We start from the raw sequence: 18,307 nt of genomic DNA, 5'->3' as shown, positions 1-18,307 counted from the left end.
TACCCTCGGGTAATGCTGGCGCATCAAAGGCGCAGCAAGTTGACTTGATCGGCGAAAAGTTTTGGCGATCAAGCCAGAGGGGGTGCACGGACCGGTGTTGCAGGGTTGGTGGTCCGACCAAGACCATGCATATGTGCCGGGACAAGGATGGCTGCGGTAGCGCGCAGTTCAATGTCGATGAAGCTCAGGAAGGGTTCCAGAAGCAGTATTGACCCCGCCAAGTGACAGGCAGGGCAGTCGCCCATGACCAGTCCACTATCCTCGTCGCCCGACTCCGCGCAGAGATCAACCGCAGTCGGGCCGAATTCGGCCAAATACACCGCCTGACCAATCTGCGCGGCATTTGGGATCGGGCGGTGGGCAAAACCTATCGCCAAGAGGCTGATCGCCACCATCCAGACCATCGCGGCCTTGAAAAGCACTACGAACATCGTCTTCACCATGCTGTTGACTACCATACCATTATCAAGACGCAAATCCAAAACAGGAGGACGGCTCAAGTCCGGAGCGGGGTGACAAGCTGAAGCTCCCGCATTGGGATGGGCAGGGCTTCTGCCTTTATTACAGAGTGCTGGAAAAGGGCCGCTTTCTCACGCCCATGCGCGGAGTAGGCGCGGTGCGGCTGGCCCCGGCGCAGTTGGCGATGCCGTTGGGGCAGGTCGATGCGGGGGGATCGGGCAGGATCTCAAGGTCGCGTTTCGCCTCTTTCAATATCGCAATGCTTCGATGATCATCCTCGCGAGCTTTATGATTGTTCTGCTGATGGAAGTTTGTATAGACAGGCTGCGCGCCTGCCTTCAGTGATCGCCGCCAGAAGACGGGTGTGAGGCCTGAAATTGTCTTCTATGGTCAAGGCAAGCCGCGACGATTCTCCGGGCATGGTGTCTGCGAGTCCGCCTGTCGATCGGTGCCTCTAATTGGCAGGAGCCGTCATGACCGCCTTTCCCCTCGCCCAGTCCCGCCTCGCAAACCTACGCGCTCGTATGGAGGTGACCGGCTCCGATCTTGTGGTCCTTGGGCCGTCGAGCCATATGGCGTGGCTCTCGGACGTGCATCCGCATGGCGACGAGCGGCCCGTAATGCTGTTGATCACACGCGATTATGCCGGGTTTCTCATGCCTTCGCTCAATGCCGCCTCAGCGCGGCAGTCCACCGATTTGCCATTTCATATGTGGAGGGATGACGAAGGTCCGCATGCGGCTCTGCAAGACATTCTGAGCGCCTGTAATGCAAACCGTCCTGGCCTCTCGGTTGTGCTCGATGAAACCATGCGTACGGATTTCTCACTGTTGCTGCTGGACCATCTTCAGGCCCCGAACCGACGGTTTACCGACGATACAGTTGGTGCGCTACGTGCCTGCAAAGACGCCGCGGAATTTGACGCAATCAAAGCGGCACATCTGCTCAATGATCGGGCGGTTGAGGCCGCATTTGACGCGCTCCGCATTGGCATGACCGAGCGCGACTTGGTGCAAGTCATTCAGGAATTTTACGGGGCACACGGCGCGACGTTGGAGTTTTGTTCTGTCTGTTTTGGCCCCTCTGGGGCGTTTCCGCACCATACGCCCGGAGCGACGCGGCTGGAGCGCGACATGCCCGTACTGCTCGATACCGGCTGCCGGCTGAATGGGTATCCGTCTGACATGACGCGATGCGGATTTTTTGGTGCGCCGGACACCACCTACACCGAGGTTTTCACGGTGGTGGATCAGGCTGTACGGGCCGCGCTCGACGCGGCGCATCCCGGAGCATTGGCGCGTGATGTCGACAAGGCGGCGCGTGATGTGATCACCGCTGCAGGCTATGGCGACCGCTTTTTGCACCGCACGGGCCACGGGCTTGGTATCGACATTCACGAACCGCCGTACATCACTGCAACCTCTGAAACGCCGCTGTCAGTTGGCAATGTCTTTTCCATCGAACCGGGCATTTACCTCGATGGCCGTTTTGGGCTCCGGCTTGAGGAAATCGTGATCCTGCGGTCCGGTGGGGCTGAGGTTTTTTCGGATATGCCGCGTGATCTGATTGTGCGTCCAGTGATTGGATGACGCTTCAGCATCCTCCTCTGGGTGCGGAGCGTCATAGGTCCGATTCGGTGGCAAAAACTTTTCTAGATGGAAAAATTTTTGTTGCAATGCTTTTACATTTCGTCTGAGGTGAGCATCAAGAAACGCCTTCTGACCCAAGGACGCCGATGACCAATACACCTGCCGGCGCGCCACTCGCCCTGGGGCGTCGCATAAGAAAACGCAGGCAACTCTTGTCGATGACCTTGCAGGATCTCAGCAACGGATGTGGAGTATCTGTGAGCTATCTCAGCCAGATCGAACGCGACAATGCCGTGCCCACTCTGGGCACGCTGGCAGAAATTGCGGCGGCGCTGGATGTCGGCATCGACCATTTCATCGCCACGCCGAGACAGGCGGATAGCGTGACCCGCGCAGCCACGCGCCCGCAGTTCTCGATTTCCGGCACCTCGATCATCTATGAACAGATCGGCGCGGAATTTCCCGGGCATGAACTGACGTCGTTCATTCTCAATGTGCCGCCTGGGTATGAGTCCGAGACCGTGCAACATTCCGGTGAAGAGCTGATCTTTGTGCTCGAGGGCGAGATTTTGCAAGTGGTCAACGGGCAGCAATTTCTGCTCTGTGCCGGGGACAGCATGCATTATCTGGGCCAGCATCCGCACTCCTGGTCCAACGCCAGCGACACTCGGGCGCGTCTGCTCTGGACCGGCAAGATGCTGCATGGCGCAACCCCTTCATCTTATGTGCCGCGCACCGGCACGGACACATCAAAACCAGACATCCCCTGATCGGCATCGCGGTATGCGGCTCGGGCACCAGCCGGGACAACCGGCGCATTCTCTACCAAATCCAACAAGGAGACCTTACGTGAAACACCTACTGCTCTGCGCTTCTGCACTGGCGCTGACCGCCACGATGTCCGAGGCCAAAACCTTTGTCTATTGCTCCGAAGCCTCGCCAGAGGGGTTTGATCCTGCGCCCTTTACCGCAGGCGGCACGTTCGATGCCTCGGCGCATCCGATCTACAACCGCCTGACCGAGTTCAAGAAAGGCACGACCGAGGTCGTGCCCGGCCTTGCGACTGGTTGGGACGTGTCCGAGGACGGAACCGAATACACCTTCCATCTGCGCGAGGGCGTCAAGTGGCACTCGAATGACAAGTTCACGCCCACCCGTGACTTCAACGCCGATGACGTTATCTTTTCCTACGAGCGTCAGGGATCTGCCGACCATCCCTGGCATCAGTATATCGCCGGTGTGACCTACGAGTATTACACCTCCATGGCGATGCCTGACCTGATCAAATCCATCGAGAAGATCGACGACTATACGGTCAAGTTCACCTTGAACCAGCCCGAAGCGCCTTTCCTCGCCAATATCGCGATGCCCTTTGCCTCGATCGTGTCCAAGGAATATGCCGATGCGCTCGATGCCGCAGGGACCAAGGAAGATCTGAACAACCTGCCCATTGGCACCGGCCCGTTCAAGTTCGTGGCCTATCAAAAGGACGCGGTGATCCGCTACACGAAGAACGCCGACTATTGGGGAGAAGGCGCGATCATTGACGATCTGGTCTTTGCCATCACCCCGGACGCTGCCGTGCGTCTGCAAAAGCTCAAGGCTGGTGAATGCCACCTGATGCCCTATCCGGCCCCGGCGGATATCGAGACCATCAAAGCCGATCCCAACCTCAAACTGGATGAGCAGGCCGGTCTGAACGTGGGTTATCTGGCCTATAACACCACAGTCGCGCCGTTTGACAACGCGCGCGTCCGCAAGGCGCTGAACATGGCGATCAACAAGAATGCCATCGTGGATGCCGTTTTTCAGGGGGCGGCCGCCCCGGCCAAGAACCCGATCCCGCCGACCATGTGGTCCTATAACGAGTCGATCGTCGACGATCCCTATGATCCCGAAGCCTCCAAGAAGATGCTTGAGGAAGAGGGCGTGACCGACCTCTCGATGAAAATCTGGGCCATGCCGGTGCAGCGCCCGTATATGCCCAATGCCCGCCGTTCTGCCGAGTTGATGCAAGAGGACCTGTCCAAGGTCGGCGTCAAGGTCGAGATCGTGTCCTATGAGTGGGGCGAATATCTGCAAAAGTCGATGGAACCCGGCCGCGACGGCGCGGTGATGCTGGGCTGGACCGGGGACAATGGCGATCCCGACAACTTCCTGTCGGTGCTCTTGTCCTGCGATTCCGCCGGGCCTGGCGGTGCCAACCGCGCGTTTTGGTGCAACGAAGATTTTTCCAAGCTGCTGAAGGATGCCAAGATCACTGCCGATCCGGCAGAACGGACCGCGCTCTATGAACAGGCGCAGGTGATCTTCAAGGACCAGGCCCCGTGGTTCACCATCGCGCATTCGACCCAATATGTGCCGATGTCGAACAAGGTGTCGGGCTTTGTGATGAGCCCCTTGGGCGACTTCACCTTCGAGACTGTCGACATTGCCGAATGAACGGATCAGTCTGATCTGAAACCGGACGCGCGGGGGCACAGCCCTCGCGCGTTTTCAAAGGAAAGCGGCGCATGATCCGATTCATCTTGTCCAAGTTTCTTTACCTTATCCCGACCTTTATCGGGATCACCATCATCGCCTTCAGCTTTGTGCGCATCCTGCCCGGCGATCCGGTGCTCTTGATGGCGGGCGAGCGGGGTGTGACCCCCGAACGGCATGCGGAACTCAGCGCGCAACTGGGCTATGATCAACCCATCGTGCTCCAGTATTTCGATTTCCTCGGGCGGCTCTTGCAGGGGGACATGGGCAATTCGCTCGTGACCAAGAAACCTGTGCTGGACGAGTTCCTGACCCTCTTTCCCGCGACTGTCGAACTGGGTCTTTGCGCCATCATCATCGCCACTGTGATTGGCGTTACCGTGGGCGTATTTGCCGCCATCAAGCGCGGGAGCTGGTTCGACCAGATTTCCATGACGCTTGCCCTTGTCGGCTTTTCCATGCCGATTTTCTGGTGGGGGCTGCTGCTCATCATCTTTTTCTCAGGCATTCTCGGCTGGACGCCGGTGTCGGGGCGTATCAGCCTGCTGTACTATTTCCCAAATGTCACCGGCTTCATGCTGATCGACAGCCTGCTTTCGGGGCAGAAGGGGGCGTTCACCTCGGCGCTGAGCCATCTCATCTTGCCGTCGCTGGTGCTGGCCACGATTCCGCTTGCGGTCATCGCCCGTCAGACCCGCTCTGCCATGCTTGAGGTCATGGGCGAGGATTATGTCCGCACCGCTCGCGCCAAGGGCATGCCACAATACCGCGTCATCGGCATCCACGCGCTGCGCAATGCGATGGTGCCGGTGGTCACCACCATCGGTCTGCAAATCGGGGTGCTGATGGCCGGTGCCATTCTGACCGAGACGATCTTTTCCTGGCCCGGCATAGGCAAATGGATGATCGATTCCATCTCGCGCCGGGATTATCCGGTGGTGCAATCCGGCCTCCTGCTCATCGCGGCGCTCGTTATGATCGTCAACCTGCTGGTCGATCTGACTTATGGCCTCATCAACCCGAGGATTCGTGTGAAATGAGCGAGACATCCAACCTTGCCGCCCCGGTGAAGCTATCCGATGCTGCGATCCGTCGTCGCATGCTGGCTGAATTCTGGTTCTACTTCAGCCAGAACCGGGGCGCTGTGATCGGCCTGGTGGTCTTTGTGCTGCTGGTACTAACAGCGATCTTTGCCGGAATTATCGCCCCCCATGACCCGACCACGCAGTACCGCGAAGCCTTGCTTGTGCCTCCCGTCTGGGCCGAAGGTGGCAATGCGCAATTTCTGCTGGGGACCGATGCGGTCGGGCGCGACATGCTCTCGCGCCTGATCTTTGGTGCGCAATACTCGCTCTTTATCGGCATTGTCGTGGTTTCCATCGCGCTTGTGGGGGGGATCATCATCGGGCTGTTGGCGGGGTTCTTTGGCGGCTGGATCGACAATGTCATCATGCGGATGATGGATGTGATCTTGGCCTTTCCCTCGCTCCTTTTGGCACTTGTGTTGGTGGCGGTGCTGGGACCTGGGCTGACCAATGCGATGATTGCCATCGCGATTGTCTATCAGCCCCATTTTGCCCGTCTGACCCGTGCGGCCGTCATGTCCGAGATGAAGCGCGAATATGTCACCGCTGCCCGTGTGGCGGGGGCGGGGAATCTGCGCCTGATGTTCAAGACCATCCTGCCCAATTGTCTTGGGCCGCTGATCGTGCAGGCCACATTGTCGTTTTCCTCGGCAGTGCTCGATTCCGCCGCTTTGGGATTTCTGGGAATGGGAGCGCAGCCACCCTCGCCGGAATGGGGCACCATGTTGGCCGAGGCGCGGGAATTCATCCTGCGCGCTTGGTGGGTGGTCACCTTTCCCGGTCTCGCCATCCTGATTTCGGTGTTGGCGATCAACTTGATGGGCGACGGGCTACGCGACGCGCTCGATCCCAAGCTGAAGCGGAGTTGATGAAATGGCGCTTCTGAACATCAAGAACCTGACGGTCAAATTCGCCACCGCCACCGGCAGCTTTACCGCCGTAGACGGGATCGACGTGCATGTCGACCGGGGCGAGGTTCTGGCCATCGTGGGCGAGAGCGGCTCTGGCAAATCGGTGTCGATGCTGGCGGTCATGGGCCTTTTGCCTGATACAGCTACAATTACCGCTGACGAGATGACCTATGACGGGCGCGACATCTCTGACCTGTCCGCCACGGAACGGCGCCATCTCATTGGCCGCGAGATCACCATGATCTTTCAGGAACCTGTGGCGTCGCTCAACCCGTCCTTTACCGTGGGGTTCCAGATTGAAGAGGTGCTGCGCCTCAACCTTGGGCTCTCACGGCACGAGGCACGTACCCGCGCGCTCGACCTGTTTCGTGCCGTGGGCATTCCCGATCCTGAAACCAAGATTGACGCCTATCCGCATCAGATGTCAGGCGGACAGTGCCAGCGGGTGATGATCGCCATCGCCATCGCCTCGAACCCGCGCCTTTTGATCGCGGATGAGCCGACAACGGCCCTCGACGTGACCATCCAGAAACAGATCCTAGATCTGTTGATGAAACTACAAGAGGACTTCGGCATGGCGCTGATCCTGATCACCCATGATATGGGCGTGGTGGCCGAAACAGCCGACCGGGTTGTGGTGCAATATCAGGGAAAAAAGATGGAGGAGGCCGACGTGCTCTCGCTCTTTGAAGCCCCCCAGAGCCCTTATACTCGCGCGTTGCTCTCGGCCTTGCCAGAGCACGCAACAGGTGATCGCCTGCCCACCGTTTCAGACTTCTTCTCGCAGGAGGTCGCCCGATGACCGCAACGTCCCTCGCCCCCGTTGTTGAAGGTCGCGGTATTGTGCAGGATTACGCGGTGCCCGGCAGTCTCTTTGCCCGCGCAGGCAAGGTGCGCGCGCTCAACGGCATCGACTTTGCTGTCGATAAGGGCAAGACCCTTGCCATCGTTGGTGAGAGCGGTTCCGGTAAATCCACCCTCGCGCGCATTATCGCGCTGATTGACGCGCCTTCGGGCGGAGAATTGCGGATTGATGATCACCCCGTTGATATTGCCCGCAAACGCCCCGGCCCGGCCCTGCGCTCCAAGGTGCAGATGGTGTTTCAAAACCCCTACGGAAGCCTCAATCCCCGCCAGAAGATCGGCAATGTGCTGATGGAACCCCTGGTGATCAACACCGATATGCCCGCCTCGGAACGGCGAGACCGGGCCGAGGCGATGATCAAGAAGGTCGGCTTGCAGCCCGAGCATTTCAACCGCTACCCGCATATGTTCTCGGGTGGTCAGCGACAGCGCATCGCGATTGCCCGCGCGCTGATGCTCAACCCCTCGCTGCTTGTGCTGGATGAGCCGGTTTCGGCGCTCGATCTCTCGGTTCAGGCGCAGGTGCTCAACCTCTTGGCCGATCTGCAAGACGAGTTCGACCTGACCTATGTGTTTGTCAGCCACGATCTTTCGGTGGTGCGCTATATTGCCGATGAGGTGATGGTGATCTCCAAGGGTGAGGCGGTCGAGCAGGGCAGCCGTGAGGCGCTTTTTGCCGATCCGCAACACCCCTATACCCGTGCGCTCTTTGCCGCGACACCGGTAACCGATGTCGCGGCTATCCGCGCGCGGGTTGAACGCCGCAAGGCGGCACGGGCAGGTTAGACCACTTCGGGCTCCGCTAATTCCCTTGCGCGTGTGCGCAGCAGGAACTTCTGGATTTTGCCCGTCGAGGTGCGGGGAATGGTGGTAAACACGAAGCGTCCCGGCACCTTGTAGGGCGCCAGATGGTCGCGGCACCAGGCCCGCAGGGTTTCCGAATCTGCCGCCTGCCCCTCGGCCAGTTCGACAAAGGCGCAAGGGGTTTCGCCCCATTTCTCATGCGGCAAGGCGACCACGGCCGTCACAGCCACAGACGGGTGACGATAGAGCGCCTCCTCCACCTCGATAGAGGATATATTCTCGCCGCCCGAGATGATCACATCCTTGGAGCGGTCCTTGAGTTGAATGTATCCGTCCGGGTGCCGCACGCCCAAATCTCCGGAATGGAACCAGCCCCCGGCAAAGGCCTCTTGCGTGGCTTTCGGGTTGCGGAAATAGCCCTTCATCACGACATTGCCGCGAAACATCACCTCGCCCATGGTCACGCCGTCGCGGGGCACCGGGGCCATGGTATCGGGGTCCAGCACGTCGAGACCCTCGAGCGCCAGATATCGCACACCCTGGCGCGCCTTGAGCTTTGCTTGTTCCGCAGAGGACAGGGTAGACCAACCGTCGTGCCAGTCATTGACGACCGCCGGGCCATAGGTCTCGGTCAACCCGTAGAGATGGGTCACGTCGAACCCTGCCTCCTTCATGTCGGCCAAGAGCTTTTCCGGGGGCGGTGCCGCGGCGGTGAAGAATTGGACCCTGTGATCAAGCGCCCGTTTGACGCTCTGTGGGGCGGAAATCATAAGAGACATGACAATCGGCGCGCCACAAAGATGCGTCACGCGCTCTTGTGCGAGCGCCTCCCAGATCGGTTCGGCGCGCACCTGACGCAGGCAGACATGCGTGCCGATGATGGCCGAGAGCGTCCAAGGGAAACACCAGCCGTTGCAATGAAACATCGGCAGGGTCCACAGATAGACCGCATGTTTGGCCATGGAGGTGGTCAGCGCATTGCCCTGTGCCAAGAGATACGCACCCCGGTGATGCGAGACCACGCCCTTGGGGTCGCCTGTGGTGCCCGAGGTGTAATTGATCGAAATCGCGTCCCATTCATCCTCTGGCATCAGCCAGTCATAGGCCGGATCGCCAGCCGACAAGAAGGCATCGTAGTCTTCTGCCTCGGTCGCGATGCCCGGCCCCGCGAACTCCGGATCATCATATTGGATAAGGAGCGGGGTGGCCGTTGCGAGCGACAGCGCCTCTTGCATCAGGGGCATGAATTCGCGGTCCACGATCACCGCCCGAGACATGGCGTGATCGAGTTGAAACGCGATGATGCCCGCGTCTAGCCGCGTGTTGATCGAATGCAGCACCGCGCCGCACATCGGCACGCCGTAATGACATTCCAGCATTGCGGGCGTGTTTGCCAGCATGACCGACACGGTATCTCCGCGCCCGATCCCCCGCGCGCTCAGCGCCGAGCCGAGCTGGCGCGAGCGCCTGTAGAACTCGGCATAGCTGCGGCGCAGGGAGCCATGCACAATTGCGATGTGATCCGGGAAAACCGTCGCCGCGCGTTCCAGGAACGTCAGCGGCGTCAGCGGCTGATGGTTCGCGGGGTTGCGATCAAGATCCGTGTTGTAGGGGTTCGTGCTCATGTCTCAGGCATCCTGCCACTGGGGCGCGCGTTTCTCGATAAAGGCACCGATGCCCTCTTGGGCATCTCGCGCCAGCATATTGTCCACCATCACGGCGGAGGCGTAGGAATAGGCATCGGACAGGGTCATCTCGCGTTGCGCGTAAAAGGCGCGCTTGCCGGTGGCGAGGGTCATGCTCGATTTCGATGCAATCTTGCGCGCCATGGCCATCGTGGCGGCCTGCACGTCATCCGGTGCTACGGCGTGATTGATAAGCCCCATTTCCGCCGCACGGGCGGCTGGGATCATATCGCCCGTCAGCAGCATCTCCATCGCATGTTTGCCCGCCACGTTGCGCGACAGGGCCACCATCGGGGTCGAGCAGAAGAGGCCGATATGCACCCCTGGCGTGCTGAACTGCGCCGTATCCGCCGCAATCGCCAGATCGCAGCTTGCCACCAACTGACAGCCTGCTGCGGTGGCGATGCCCGTAACCTCGGCGATCACTGGCTTGGGGCAGTTCACGATGGCCTGCATTACGCCGGAACAGAGCGCCATGATCTTGGTGAAATAGGCGCGACCCCGGTCCGCTCCGGCCCGCCCCGCGGTCATTTCCTTGAGGTCATGGCCCGCGCAGAACGCGGGCCCGTTTGCTGCAAGAACGATGACCCGCACCGCGGGATCATTCCCGGCCTCCGCAAAGGCGCGACCCAGGTCTGCCAGCATTGCCTCGGACAGCGCGTTGCGGCGTCCTGCGTCATTCAGCGTCAGGCGCAGGATGCCGTCGCCGTCGAGCTCAGAGAGAAGGATATCGCTTTTTGGCACGGGGTCTCGTCCTTTCAGAGGTCAGAGAATGTTGATCTCCACGCTCTCAGCGAGCGTGTTGGCGATAAAGCAGTAGCGGTGCGCGCGGTCCTGCATTTCTGCCAGCTGCGCGTCTTCCACCGCAAAGCCGGTGTCGAAACGCACGACCGGATGCAGATCAATCCGTGTGACGGACATTTGCCCCTTGGGGTTCTTACCCAGATGGGCCACGGCATAGTCGTGATAGCTGGCGACCGGCCAGCCGGCCTTGGCCGCAAGGGCAAGAAAGGTCATCATGTGGCAACTGGACAGCGCCGAGGCGAGCGCCTGCTCAGGATTGGTGTGGGCGGGATCACCGCCCCAATCCGGGGCGGCATCCACTTGCACATCATGGTGGTTGTTGAACTGCACGGTATGGGCGTTGGAGTATTTGCCAGTGTGCAGCACAGGTTCGGCGCGCTGCCAATGCAGCTCGATTGCGAGGTCGGACATGGATCAGGACTCGTCTTGACTGGGCGCGCTCAGGCGGCGGCGATTTTCTTGTTGGGATCGTAGAAGGGGCGCTCCACCATCACGGCGCGCACTGGTCCCTGGCCGGTCACGACCTCAACCTCGGCGCCGATATTGGCATACTCGGCTGCGACCATCGCCAGAGCGATATTGCGTTCCAAGCGTGGCGAGTAGACGGCCGATGTGACCTTGCCCACCTGCGCCCCCGCAACATTGATCGCCCAGAACGTGGTGTTCGGCCCTTTAAGCGGCGCAGCGTCGATGATCAGGCCAATCTGCTTGCGGCGCGGACCCTCGTCACGAATACGGCGCAGCGCGGCCTTGCCAATGAACTCGGCCTCGATATCGAGATTGACCAACCGGTCCAAACCCAGCTCATAGGGGTTGGTGTTGATGTCCGCATCGGCATGATAGGACAACATCCCCCCCTCGATCCGGCGAATGGATGAGGTGTGACCGGGTTTCAAACCATGGGGCATCCCCGCCGCCATGATCCGCTCCCACAATGCATCGCCATGGGCGCTGTCGCGCAGGTAAATCTCATAGCCCAATTCGCTTGACCAGCCGGTGCGCGATACGATCAAGGGCATCCCGTCCAGTTCGACTTCGCGCATCCAGTAGTATTTCAGATCGAGGATGCTCTCGCCAAAGAGCTCTTGCATGATCAGGCCCGATTTCGGCCCTTGCAATTGGAGGGGGGATACGTCCGGCTCGCCGATGGTCACATCCATACCGGAATGCACCGCCACACCCTGCGCCCAAAGAAGGATGTCGCTATCGGCCAGCGAAATCCAGAAGTGGTTTTCTGCCAGACGCAGCAGGATCGGGTCATTAAGAATGCCGCCCGCTGCATTGGTGATCAGGATGTATTTGCACTGGCCCACGGCCATTTTCGACAGGTCGCGCGGCGTCAGCATCTGGACAAAGCGTGCAGCGTCGGGGCCGGTGATCTCGACCTGGCGCTCCACGGCGACATCGCAGAGGATGGCGTCATTCACGAGGTTCCAGAAGTTCTGTTCCGGATCACCAAAGTCACGCGGGATATACATATGGTTATAAACGGAAAATCCCTTTGCGCCCCACCGCACGGTGGCATCGAAATAGGGGGATTTACGGATCTGGGTGCCAAAGCCGAAGTCGTCTGCTTGCATCATGGTTTTCGCCCTTGCTGTTCCGTCGCGCCACCGTGGCCGACTGTGTGAAACTGGCGATCTTCTAGGGCCAAACGGCACTGGGATTTGGTCTGAAAAAGCGATCCGCGCAGACTGAACAGGCTGATTTTTAATTGCGGACAGACTGCGCGGTCGGTTGGATCACTTGCCGTCTTTTGCTGTGAGAAGTGCGAGATTCGGTTTCCCGGATTTGACACGCCGCGTGGCGATGTAGGTCATGTAGCGGTCGATGCCCAAGTCACCGGCAAGCATGGCGTCCATCACGGTCTGGAACCGCGCAAGGCTGGGGCAGATGACGCGCATCACATAGTCCATGCCGCCTCCGGTGGCGACACATTCGGTGATCTCGTCGCGCCCACGGACGAAACCCTCAAACCGGTCAAAATCCGCCTTGCGGTGGTGCGTGAGCGAGACGGTGACGACAACCTCGGTAAAGTCGCAGATCTTTTCGAGCACGATATCCGCATGATACCCACGGATAAAGCCCGCCGCCTTCAAGCGATCAAGACGTGCCCAACAGGGGGTCGGGGAGATATTAGCAATCTCAGCCAGCCGAGTTTTGCTTAGGGGGCCATGCTGTTGGACCGCATTGAGAATGCGGATATCCGTTGCATCAAGCCCGAGCCGTTTCATCCCCTGGAAACCTTTTGTCACAAGATGGCGATGGGTCATCGCGCAGCGCCTCACAAGCACCACTCGAATGTAGCGCGCATATCCGCGCGTCCTCGTCCTATTGCAACATCTTTCTCGCCAAAAGCGACGGGGATTGTCTTGCCTTAGTCCCGGTCTGGCGTGTGATCGTTGAATGTCGGCCCTGTTCCTTGATAGAGGTCAGGTGCGGGCGGCCCAAAACATGCGGAGAAAGTCATGAGCGGATTACTGGCGCTATTCGACGATGTGGCTGCTATCGCCAAGCTGGCCGCGTCGCAACTTGACGATGTTGCAGCGCAAGCGAGCAAGGCCGGAACCAAGGCCGCCGGAGTGATTATCGACGATGCTGCGGTCACACCGAAATACGCCACCGGACTGCCTGCGGCGCGCGAGTTACCTATCGTGTGGAAAATCGCGCGCGCCTCGTGTTTTCAACAAGCTGGTGATCTTGTTGCCTGCTGCGCTTTTGTTGAATGCGTTTTTGCCTTGGATACTAACACCTCTCTTGATGCTTGGCGGGGCCTATCTGTGTTTTGAAGGTGCCGAGAAGGTCTGGCATCTGATCGTGCCACACAAGGACCACGGCCCGCAGGAGGCCGAAACCCTTGAGGCGGCACATCTGGAAGAGCAGCGTGTGAAAGGGGCAATCAAGACCGATTTCATATTGTCCGCAGAGATCATGACAATCGCCTTGTCACAGATCGACATTGGCACCTTTTGGATACAGGCCACGGCCTTGGGCTTGGTGGCCATCGGCATTACCATATTGGTTTATGGTGCCGTGGCACTCTTGGTTAAGGCTGATGACGTCGGCCTGCATCTGAGTACGACCGGGCGCTTTGGTGCCACGCGGGCATTTGGGCGGGGCATTGTCCGGTCCATGCCGGGTGTGTTGACGGGGATTGGGGCCATTGGAACAGTTGCGATGTTGTGGGTTGGGGGCAGCATCCTCGTGCATGGCCTGCATGAACTTGGCTGGCATCTGCCTTATGAGCAGATCAAGCATGCCGCAAAATGGGCGGTAGAGACGGCCGGCGCGTTGCCCGGCCTTGTCTCTTGGGGCGTTACGGCGGGGCTCGACGGAATTGTTGGTCTGGTTGCGGGTCTCGTGCTGATCCCGGTTGTCACCCGAGCAATTGTTCCGGTTTCCGGCTGGCTCTTTCCTGAGAAATCGTGACTCTGTTGCACGCCCGTCAAAAGCAGGTCACAGGTGTCTCGATCTTTCGAGGCGCTCAGAACACCGTGTCTTGTAGGATCACCCGCTTCCTTCTAGCCTTGTTCAACCTTCCTTGGTGTTATGGTGAAAGCCTTTGAGACAAGACTCGGCTGAGATGACGCAATCCGAGTTGCAGGACGCGCTGTTGCGGCGCGGGTTCGCCCTGTCCGATGCCCTTTGGACTCGCCTCTTGGGCGGGCGCACGAACCAAAGTTGGAAAGTCGAGGCCGAGGATCTGTCCATTGTCGTCAAACTCTTTGCGAAGGTTTCGGACAATCCCCTCTTTCCCAATGATGCAAGCGCAGAGGTTGCCAGTCTCCGGCATTTAGACAATTTGAACCTTGCCCCGAAATGGTTGGATGATTTCGCCACCGCAGAGGGGCATTGCGTGATTTATCAGCATGTCCCTGGCCAAAGCTGGCAAACCGGGGTGTCAGAGATTGCCGCGCTTTTGTACCGGGTCCACGCCCTGGCCGGACCGGAGAATCTGCGCACGGTGCCGGATGGGAGCGAGGGCCTTCTGCGCCAGACAGAACAAATTCTGTCCCACTGTCCTGCTGTCAAAGCCAAGCCTGTTTGGAGCTTTCGCCCCTCTGGGGTGATTCCCCCTGTCGGCCGAATGTGTTTGCTGCACGGCGATCCCGTTGCCGGAAATATCGTGGGAAATCCGGGGGACTGGCGGCTGATAGACTGGCAATGTCCGGCGATTGGTGACCCGTGTGAGGATATCGCCCTGTTTCTGTCCCCCGCGATGCAAATGGCCTATCGCGGTGCGCCCTTGTCGGAGGGAGAGCGCCAGAGATTTCTGGCAACTTATCCCGACCCAGAGATTACTCGGCGCTACCAATCGCTTGCGGCATTCTACCATTGGCGCATGGCGGCCTATTGTCTCTGGCTCGATTCGCGCGGTGATCGCGCTGCTGGCGAAGGCACAGAGGCGGAAATCGCCGCAATGAGCGCAGCTTACATCTGAATTTGCACAAAAATTAATCAGGTCGTTGCAACTATATCTCTCAGCAGCGAGAATGGGCGTATGGCGAAAATTCGGGTTCCATTGAGCCTTGAGCTATGGCATAAGCAAGCCTAAGTCCTTTTGGGATGTCATGGTCCATAATGGATAGGAGAATAAAATGAACAAGATTTCGACTTTTGTCGCCGCTGCCGCTCTGGCCGCTTCCGCCGCTGCTCCGGTTCTTGCTGAAGAAGCAAAGACCAATGCTGATCCGTTCGTGTCCACCCAAGGTGCGGGCGTTGGTCTTGGTCTCGGCGTGAGCACCGGCACCGTTGTGGCTGTTGTCGCAGGTGCGATCATTGTTGGCGCAGTTGCCGCTTCGGGTGGCGACGGTTCGTCCTCCACGACGACCACCAACTGATATTTGTCGCGCCGGTTTCGGCGACAATCGACATATGAGATACAGAAAACGGGCAAGATTGCCCGTTTTTTGCTGTTTTAGGGATAGGACGGGGGCAAGGCTAGTAGCTCGTCCAGTTGCCTGCCGATCCAACCGCGCGGGATGAAATGGCCTCGGCTATGCACATCAAGCACTACGCGGCCTTCGGCGCAGTCCTCCCATGTGATGCGCTGAAAGCTGAGGGGTTCTGTCACCCTCCATTCCCCACGCCCCTCACCGGGTTCTGCACATCCCAGCTTGTCCCGCCAGAGTTTGACAGGCCATGTGGTCTCTCCCTCTGGACCGAACGGAAAGTCCATGACGGTATCTGAGGTGCCGTGCACGTGACGAATCTCTTGAGGGGCCTGTTGGCAGTGTTCTGATTGGCGCAGGGTGCCCGATACCGCCAGTAGAGCGGAAACGCCGTCGCCGTTCTCACATACATAACGCCAAGCCATCGCGGATCCGTAGGAATAGCCCGAGACAAAGATGCGGGCGCGGTCTATCGGATAGCGTTTTGCGGCATCCTCGATCACGGCGGCAGCAAACGCCACGTCATCGGTTTGGGAGGTCCAGAAGTTCCATGTTCTGCCCTCGCCATTGGGAGCCAGTAACAGCACGCCGCGTCGCCGTGTGGCACCCGCGACGCGGGGATGTTTGACCACGACCGTGCCTTGCCGCATCCACCCATGAAAATGCAATAGAACCGGTAAGGGCGACGACCCGTCCCAGCCATCAGGCTCTAGCACGTGATAGGAACGGTCCCCCAAGGGACAGGGCACTTCGGCGTGACAGCGATCCTCGGTTGTCTCGATTGCGTGCAGCAGCCCCGGCCAGAGACAACACAGCAGGAAGAACAGGGAACGCATGACATCTCCGACACGTGGCTGAAACCAGACTACGCACCGCGCCTGAAATGTCATGTCACAAGAGTGTCAGGTTCGGCCCCGACGAACATGTCGGGGCCGAACAGGTCAGATCAACGCAAAGATGCGTGCGGGCCCACCAGAACCGCCGCGGTGCTTGGGCGCGCCGATCACGATGGTCGCCCCGGCGGCGGGCACCTTGTCGAGATTGGCAAGACATTCGATGCCGAACCGGCCCGTTGGCAGCCAGGCGTAATGCGTCGCGAAATCGGCCGAGGGGCCGTGGTCGAGCGACAGTGTATCGCTGGCAATCGAGCGGGCACCGGTTTCCTCGATCAGCATTTGCGCCGCCTCGATGTGAAAACCGGGATAGTGCTGTTTTTCGCCATCAAACCCGCGAAAGGCCTCGGTGCCGGTCTTGGCCCCCCAGCCGGAATGCAGCGCCACACAGGCGCCGTCGGGGATCGGGCCGTGGGTGGCAATCCACGCCTTGAGATCGTCAGGGGTGAGCATCGTGTCGGCGTCCTGTGCCGCGCGTGCGGCGATATCCACCACACAGAGCGGTGCGACCAGATCGCCCACGGCGATTTCATCGACCGATGCGCCATCCGCCGAGAAATGCAGCGGCGCATCCACATGGGTGCCAGTGTGCTCGTTCACCGTCAGCGTCATCAGGTTAAAGCCGTTTTCGGCAAAGTTGAAATTCTGCTCGGTCGAGATGCCGGGCGCGCCGAAATAGGTGGGAAAATCCGCGTCATAGGTATGTGTCAGGTCCTCGACCTTGGCATGTCCATTCGCCATGGCGGGCGTGCCGCCAAGAGGGGACAATGCGGCCGCTGCCCCGACCCCCGCTGCAGCGGTGAAAAAGCTGCGGCGCGACAGCATCCTGTCCTTGACCGCGTTGATGATACAGGCGTCACACATGGCATGTCCTTTCGGGTTTCGGTGCATATGGGGTGCAGCCTAGCATGATTCTGCGTTATGCAAGGGGGCGGCTTTGGTCGGAACTTGAAAACAAGGAGCATGCCATGGTGGCGCTGATGCGCTTGCTGATTTTTGGATTGATCGCTCTGACGGTGCTCTATCTGGCGATCTCCTGGTATTCGCGTTCCGTGCGGCGACGGAAAATGGAGCGCGATTGGGAAGAGGCGGGTCGTCCCGGCGACAGGAATACCTATATAGAGACCGGTATGGCGCAATATGAGCAATCGCTGCGCAAGCGGCTGATCTGGCTGGTCTATATCGTTCCGGTGGTGACAGTGGTGGTCATCATATATCTGACGAACTTCATGTAAGGGGGCCGACGATGGTCTATGTCAAATGGGTGTTCTGGGGTCTGTTCTGGACCGGCGTGATTGCGTTTCTGCATTACACGCTGCCGCAGCATGATGTGGTGCGGATCACGGATACCTATGAAAAGCGGGTCAATCCGGGGGATAATTCGCTCTTCTGGTCGAATGCGGATACCGGAGCGGACCCGACGGCGACCGAACGCGATGTGTTTTTCATCCAGACCTTCCGTGCCAATGACAAGCCGATGATCTATCGCAACGAGGATACGGGCTGGGGCTGGCCGCCCTATTTCAAGTTCGACACCTCGAATTTGCAGGCCGAAGCCTCGGACATGATGTCGAAGAAATCCGCCGAGAATGCCCAATGGGTCGTCGTGCGCCATTATGGCTGGCGGAACGAGTTCTTTTCCATCTATCCCAATGCCGTCAGCATCTGGCCGGTCGCGGGGCCGGATGTGCAGATCATCCCTTGGGTCAAGATCGTGATCCTTCTGCTGCTCGCCGCATCAGCCTGGGCCATCCGGGTTCGCTGGCGGCGGTTCTGGAACGGGCGCGAGAAACAGGGTGACACGGAATGGGGCGTCGGGCGCGGTTAAAACCGCGCCCAT

General features: G+C 59.4%; 20 protein-coding genes and 1 pseudogene. 13 read left to right on the top strand and 8 right to left on the bottom strand.

What is annotated here, in order from left to right; genetic code table 11:
* Window positions 1-68 precede the first annotated feature (68 nt).
* On the bottom strand, window positions 69-431 hold the full coding sequence (locus ROSMUC_RS04655; protein WP_146005668.1) for a hypothetical protein: 363 nt from the start codon (window positions 429-431) through the stop codon (window positions 69-71).
* A gap of 137 nt (window positions 432-568) precedes the next feature.
* Between ROSMUC_RS04655 and ROSMUC_RS21725 the strand changes: the two genes are divergently transcribed.
* From ROSMUC_RS21725 to ROSMUC_RS04610, 8 genes are all read left to right on the top strand, one after another.
* A complete protein-coding gene (locus tag ROSMUC_RS21725) occupies window positions 569-730 on the top strand; it encodes a hypothetical protein (RefSeq protein WP_425442765.1) in 162 nt (53 codons plus the stop codon).
* Window positions 731-932: 202 nt separating this feature from the next.
* Entirely contained in the window at window positions 933-2,048 is a 1,116-nt protein-coding gene (locus ROSMUC_RS04640; RefSeq protein WP_037270154.1) for a M24 family metallopeptidase, read from the top strand.
* A gap of 146 nt (window positions 2,049-2,194) precedes the next feature.
* Window positions 2,195-2,818 carry a helix-turn-helix domain-containing protein gene (locus ROSMUC_RS04635; protein WP_037270153.1) on the top strand — a complete coding sequence of 208 codons (624 nt, stop codon included), beginning with the start codon at window positions 2,195-2,197 and terminating at the stop codon, window positions 2,816-2,818.
* A gap of 127 nt (window positions 2,819-2,945) precedes the next feature.
* Window positions 2,946-4,490, top strand: a complete 1,545-nt coding sequence (locus ROSMUC_RS04630; protein WP_102105877.1) for an ABC transporter substrate-binding protein — start codon at window positions 2,946-2,948, stop codon at window positions 4,488-4,490.
* 71 nt (window positions 4,491-4,561) lie between these two features.
* A complete protein-coding gene (locus ROSMUC_RS04625; RefSeq protein WP_037270151.1) occupies window positions 4,562-5,569 on the top strand; it encodes an ABC transporter permease subunit in 1,008 nt (335 codons plus the stop codon).
* Window positions 5,566-6,483: an ABC transporter permease subunit gene (locus ROSMUC_RS04620; RefSeq protein ID WP_037270150.1), complete on the top strand. Its 918-nt coding sequence runs from the start codon at window positions 5,566-5,568 to the stop codon at window positions 6,481-6,483. Before ROSMUC_RS04625 ends, ROSMUC_RS04620 begins: the two co-directional genes overlap by 4 nt.
* 4 nt (window positions 6,484-6,487) lie before the next feature.
* On the top strand, window positions 6,488-7,327 hold the full coding sequence (locus ROSMUC_RS04615) for an ABC transporter ATP-binding protein (protein WP_052115258.1): 840 nt from the start codon (window positions 6,488-6,490) through the stop codon (window positions 7,325-7,327).
* On the top strand, window positions 7,324-8,175 hold the full coding sequence (locus ROSMUC_RS04610) for an ATP-binding cassette domain-containing protein (protein ID WP_037270149.1): 852 nt from the start codon (window positions 7,324-7,326) through the stop codon (window positions 8,173-8,175). The genes ROSMUC_RS04615 and ROSMUC_RS04610 overlap by 4 nt, the downstream gene beginning before the upstream one ends.
* Here ROSMUC_RS04610 and ROSMUC_RS04605 read toward each other — a convergent pair.
* From ROSMUC_RS04605 to ROSMUC_RS04585, 5 genes are all read right to left on the bottom strand, one after another.
* A complete protein-coding gene (locus ROSMUC_RS04605) occupies window positions 8,172-9,818 on the bottom strand; it encodes an acyl-CoA synthetase (RefSeq protein ID WP_037270148.1) in 1,647 nt (548 codons plus the stop codon). The genes ROSMUC_RS04610 and ROSMUC_RS04605 overlap by 4 nt on opposite strands.
* Window positions 9,819-9,821: 3 nt before the next feature.
* Window positions 9,822-10,622, bottom strand: a complete 801-nt coding sequence (locus ROSMUC_RS04600) for an enoyl-CoA hydratase (RefSeq protein ID WP_037270147.1) — start codon at window positions 10,620-10,622, stop codon at window positions 9,822-9,824.
* Between the two features lie 21 nt (window positions 10,623-10,643).
* Window positions 10,644-11,093 (bottom strand): OsmC family protein, encoded by a 450-nt coding sequence (locus ROSMUC_RS04595; RefSeq protein WP_037270146.1) that lies wholly within the window; start codon window positions 11,091-11,093, stop codon window positions 10,644-10,646.
* A gap of 29 nt (window positions 11,094-11,122) precedes the next feature.
* A complete protein-coding gene (locus ROSMUC_RS04590; protein ID WP_037270145.1) occupies window positions 11,123-12,265 on the bottom strand; it encodes a glycine cleavage T C-terminal barrel domain-containing protein in 1,143 nt (380 codons plus the stop codon).
* A 159-nt stretch (window positions 12,266-12,424) separates the two neighbouring features.
* Window positions 12,425-12,916 carry an Lrp/AsnC family transcriptional regulator gene (locus tag ROSMUC_RS04585; protein WP_037270432.1) on the bottom strand — a complete coding sequence of 164 codons (492 nt, stop codon included), beginning with the start codon at window positions 12,914-12,916 and terminating at the stop codon, window positions 12,425-12,427.
* 234 nt (window positions 12,917-13,150) lie between these two features.
* On the opposite strand from ROSMUC_RS04585, the pseudogene ROSMUC_RS04580 reads away from it, so the two are divergent.
* The 3 genes and pseudogenes from ROSMUC_RS04580 (at window position 13,151) to ROSMUC_RS04570 (ending at window position 15,523) form a co-directional block, all read left to right on the top strand.
* A pseudogene (locus ROSMUC_RS04580) lies at window positions 13,151-14,111 on the top strand (DUF808 domain-containing protein).
* Window positions 14,112-14,265: 154 nt separating this feature from the next.
* Entirely contained in the window at window positions 14,266-15,123 is an 858-nt protein-coding gene (locus ROSMUC_RS04575) for a phosphotransferase (protein WP_052115257.1), read from the top strand.
* A 157-nt stretch (window positions 15,124-15,280) separates the two neighbouring features.
* Complete coding sequence (locus ROSMUC_RS04570) at window positions 15,281-15,523, top strand: hypothetical protein (RefSeq protein WP_037270143.1); 243 nt, start codon at window positions 15,281-15,283, stop codon at window positions 15,521-15,523.
* Window positions 15,524-15,600: 77 nt separating this feature from the next.
* Here the strand turns inward: ROSMUC_RS04570 and ROSMUC_RS04565 are convergent, their stop codons facing one another.
* A complete protein-coding gene (locus ROSMUC_RS04565; RefSeq protein WP_037270430.1) occupies window positions 15,601-16,410 on the bottom strand; it encodes a CE1 family esterase in 810 nt (269 codons plus the stop codon).
* 105 nt (window positions 16,411-16,515) lie between these two features.
* Window positions 16,516-17,331, bottom strand: coding sequence for a cyclase family protein (locus ROSMUC_RS04560; RefSeq protein WP_037270142.1), 816 nt, complete (start codon window positions 17,329-17,331; stop codon window positions 16,516-16,518).
* Window positions 17,332-17,375: 44 nt separating this feature from the next.
* Between ROSMUC_RS04560 and ROSMUC_RS04555 the strand changes: the two genes are divergently transcribed.
* A complete protein-coding gene (locus ROSMUC_RS04555) occupies window positions 17,376-17,702 on the top strand; it encodes a hypothetical protein (RefSeq protein ID WP_342748339.1) in 327 nt (108 codons plus the stop codon).
* An 11-nt stretch (window positions 17,703-17,713) separates the two neighbouring features.
* Window positions 17,714-18,295: a DUF1523 family protein gene (locus ROSMUC_RS04550; RefSeq protein WP_037270141.1), complete on the top strand. Its 582-nt coding sequence runs from the start codon at window positions 17,714-17,716 to the stop codon at window positions 18,293-18,295.
* Window positions 18,296-18,307 lie beyond the last annotated feature (12 nt).

This window comes from Roseovarius mucosus DSM 17069 (assembly GCF_000768555.3).
Lineage (GTDB): Bacteria > Pseudomonadota > Alphaproteobacteria > Rhodobacterales > Rhodobacteraceae > Roseovarius > Roseovarius mucosus.
This window is presented reverse-complemented; position numbering and strand designations above follow the sequence as displayed.

What these genes read in the sequence shown, in the direction of transcription:
- ROSMUC_RS04640 (WP_037270154.1), top strand. Translation starts at nt 933, where the DNA reads ATGACCGCCTTTCCCCTCGCCCAGTCCCGCCTCGCAAACCTACGCGCT.
- ROSMUC_RS04565 (WP_037270430.1), bottom strand. Translation starts at nt 16,410, where the DNA reads ATGCGTTCCCTGTTCTTCCTGCTGTGTTGTCTCTGGCCGGGGCTGCTG.
- ROSMUC_RS04635 (WP_037270153.1), top strand. Translation starts at nt 2,195, where the DNA reads ATGACCAATACACCTGCCGGCGCGCCACTCGCCCTGGGGCGTCGCATA.
- ROSMUC_RS04620 (WP_037270150.1), top strand. Translation starts at nt 5,566, where the DNA reads ATGAGCGAGACATCCAACCTTGCCGCCCCGGTGAAGCTATCCGATGCT.
- ROSMUC_RS04555 (WP_342748339.1), top strand. Translation starts at nt 17,376, where the DNA reads ATGATTCTGCGTTATGCAAGGGGGCGGCTTTGGTCGGAACTTGAAAAC.
- ROSMUC_RS04590 (WP_037270145.1), bottom strand. Translation starts at nt 12,265, where the DNA reads ATGATGCAAGCAGACGACTTCGGCTTTGGCACCCAGATCCGTAAATCC.
- ROSMUC_RS04615 (WP_052115258.1), top strand. Translation starts at nt 6,488, where the DNA reads ATGGCGCTTCTGAACATCAAGAACCTGACGGTCAAATTCGCCACCGCC.
- ROSMUC_RS04585 (WP_037270432.1), bottom strand. Translation starts at nt 12,916, where the DNA reads ATGAAACGGCTCGGGCTTGATGCAACGGATATCCGCATTCTCAATGCG.
- ROSMUC_RS04605 (WP_037270148.1), bottom strand. Translation starts at nt 9,818, where the DNA reads ATGAGCACGAACCCCTACAACACGGATCTTGATCGCAACCCCGCGAAC.
- ROSMUC_RS04575 (WP_052115257.1), top strand. Translation starts at nt 14,266, where the DNA reads ATGACGCAATCCGAGTTGCAGGACGCGCTGTTGCGGCGCGGGTTCGCC.
- ROSMUC_RS04550 (WP_037270141.1), top strand. Translation starts at nt 17,714, where the DNA reads ATGGTCTATGTCAAATGGGTGTTCTGGGGTCTGTTCTGGACCGGCGTG.
- ROSMUC_RS04630 (WP_102105877.1), top strand. Translation starts at nt 2,946, where the DNA reads ATGTCCGAGGCCAAAACCTTTGTCTATTGCTCCGAAGCCTCGCCAGAG.
- ROSMUC_RS04595 (WP_037270146.1), bottom strand. Translation starts at nt 11,093, where the DNA reads ATGTCCGACCTCGCAATCGAGCTGCATTGGCAGCGCGCCGAACCTGTG.
- ROSMUC_RS04570 (WP_037270143.1), top strand. Translation starts at nt 15,281, where the DNA reads ATGAACAAGATTTCGACTTTTGTCGCCGCTGCCGCTCTGGCCGCTTCC.
- ROSMUC_RS04655 (WP_146005668.1), bottom strand. Translation starts at nt 431, where the DNA reads ATGTTCGTAGTGCTTTTCAAGGCCGCGATGGTCTGGATGGTGGCGATC.
- ROSMUC_RS04625 (WP_037270151.1), top strand. Translation starts at nt 4,562, where the DNA reads ATGATCCGATTCATCTTGTCCAAGTTTCTTTACCTTATCCCGACCTTT.
- ROSMUC_RS04610 (WP_037270149.1), top strand. Translation starts at nt 7,324, where the DNA reads ATGACCGCAACGTCCCTCGCCCCCGTTGTTGAAGGTCGCGGTATTGTG.
- ROSMUC_RS04560 (WP_037270142.1), bottom strand. Translation starts at nt 17,331, where the DNA reads ATGTGTGACGCCTGTATCATCAACGCGGTCAAGGACAGGATGCTGTCG.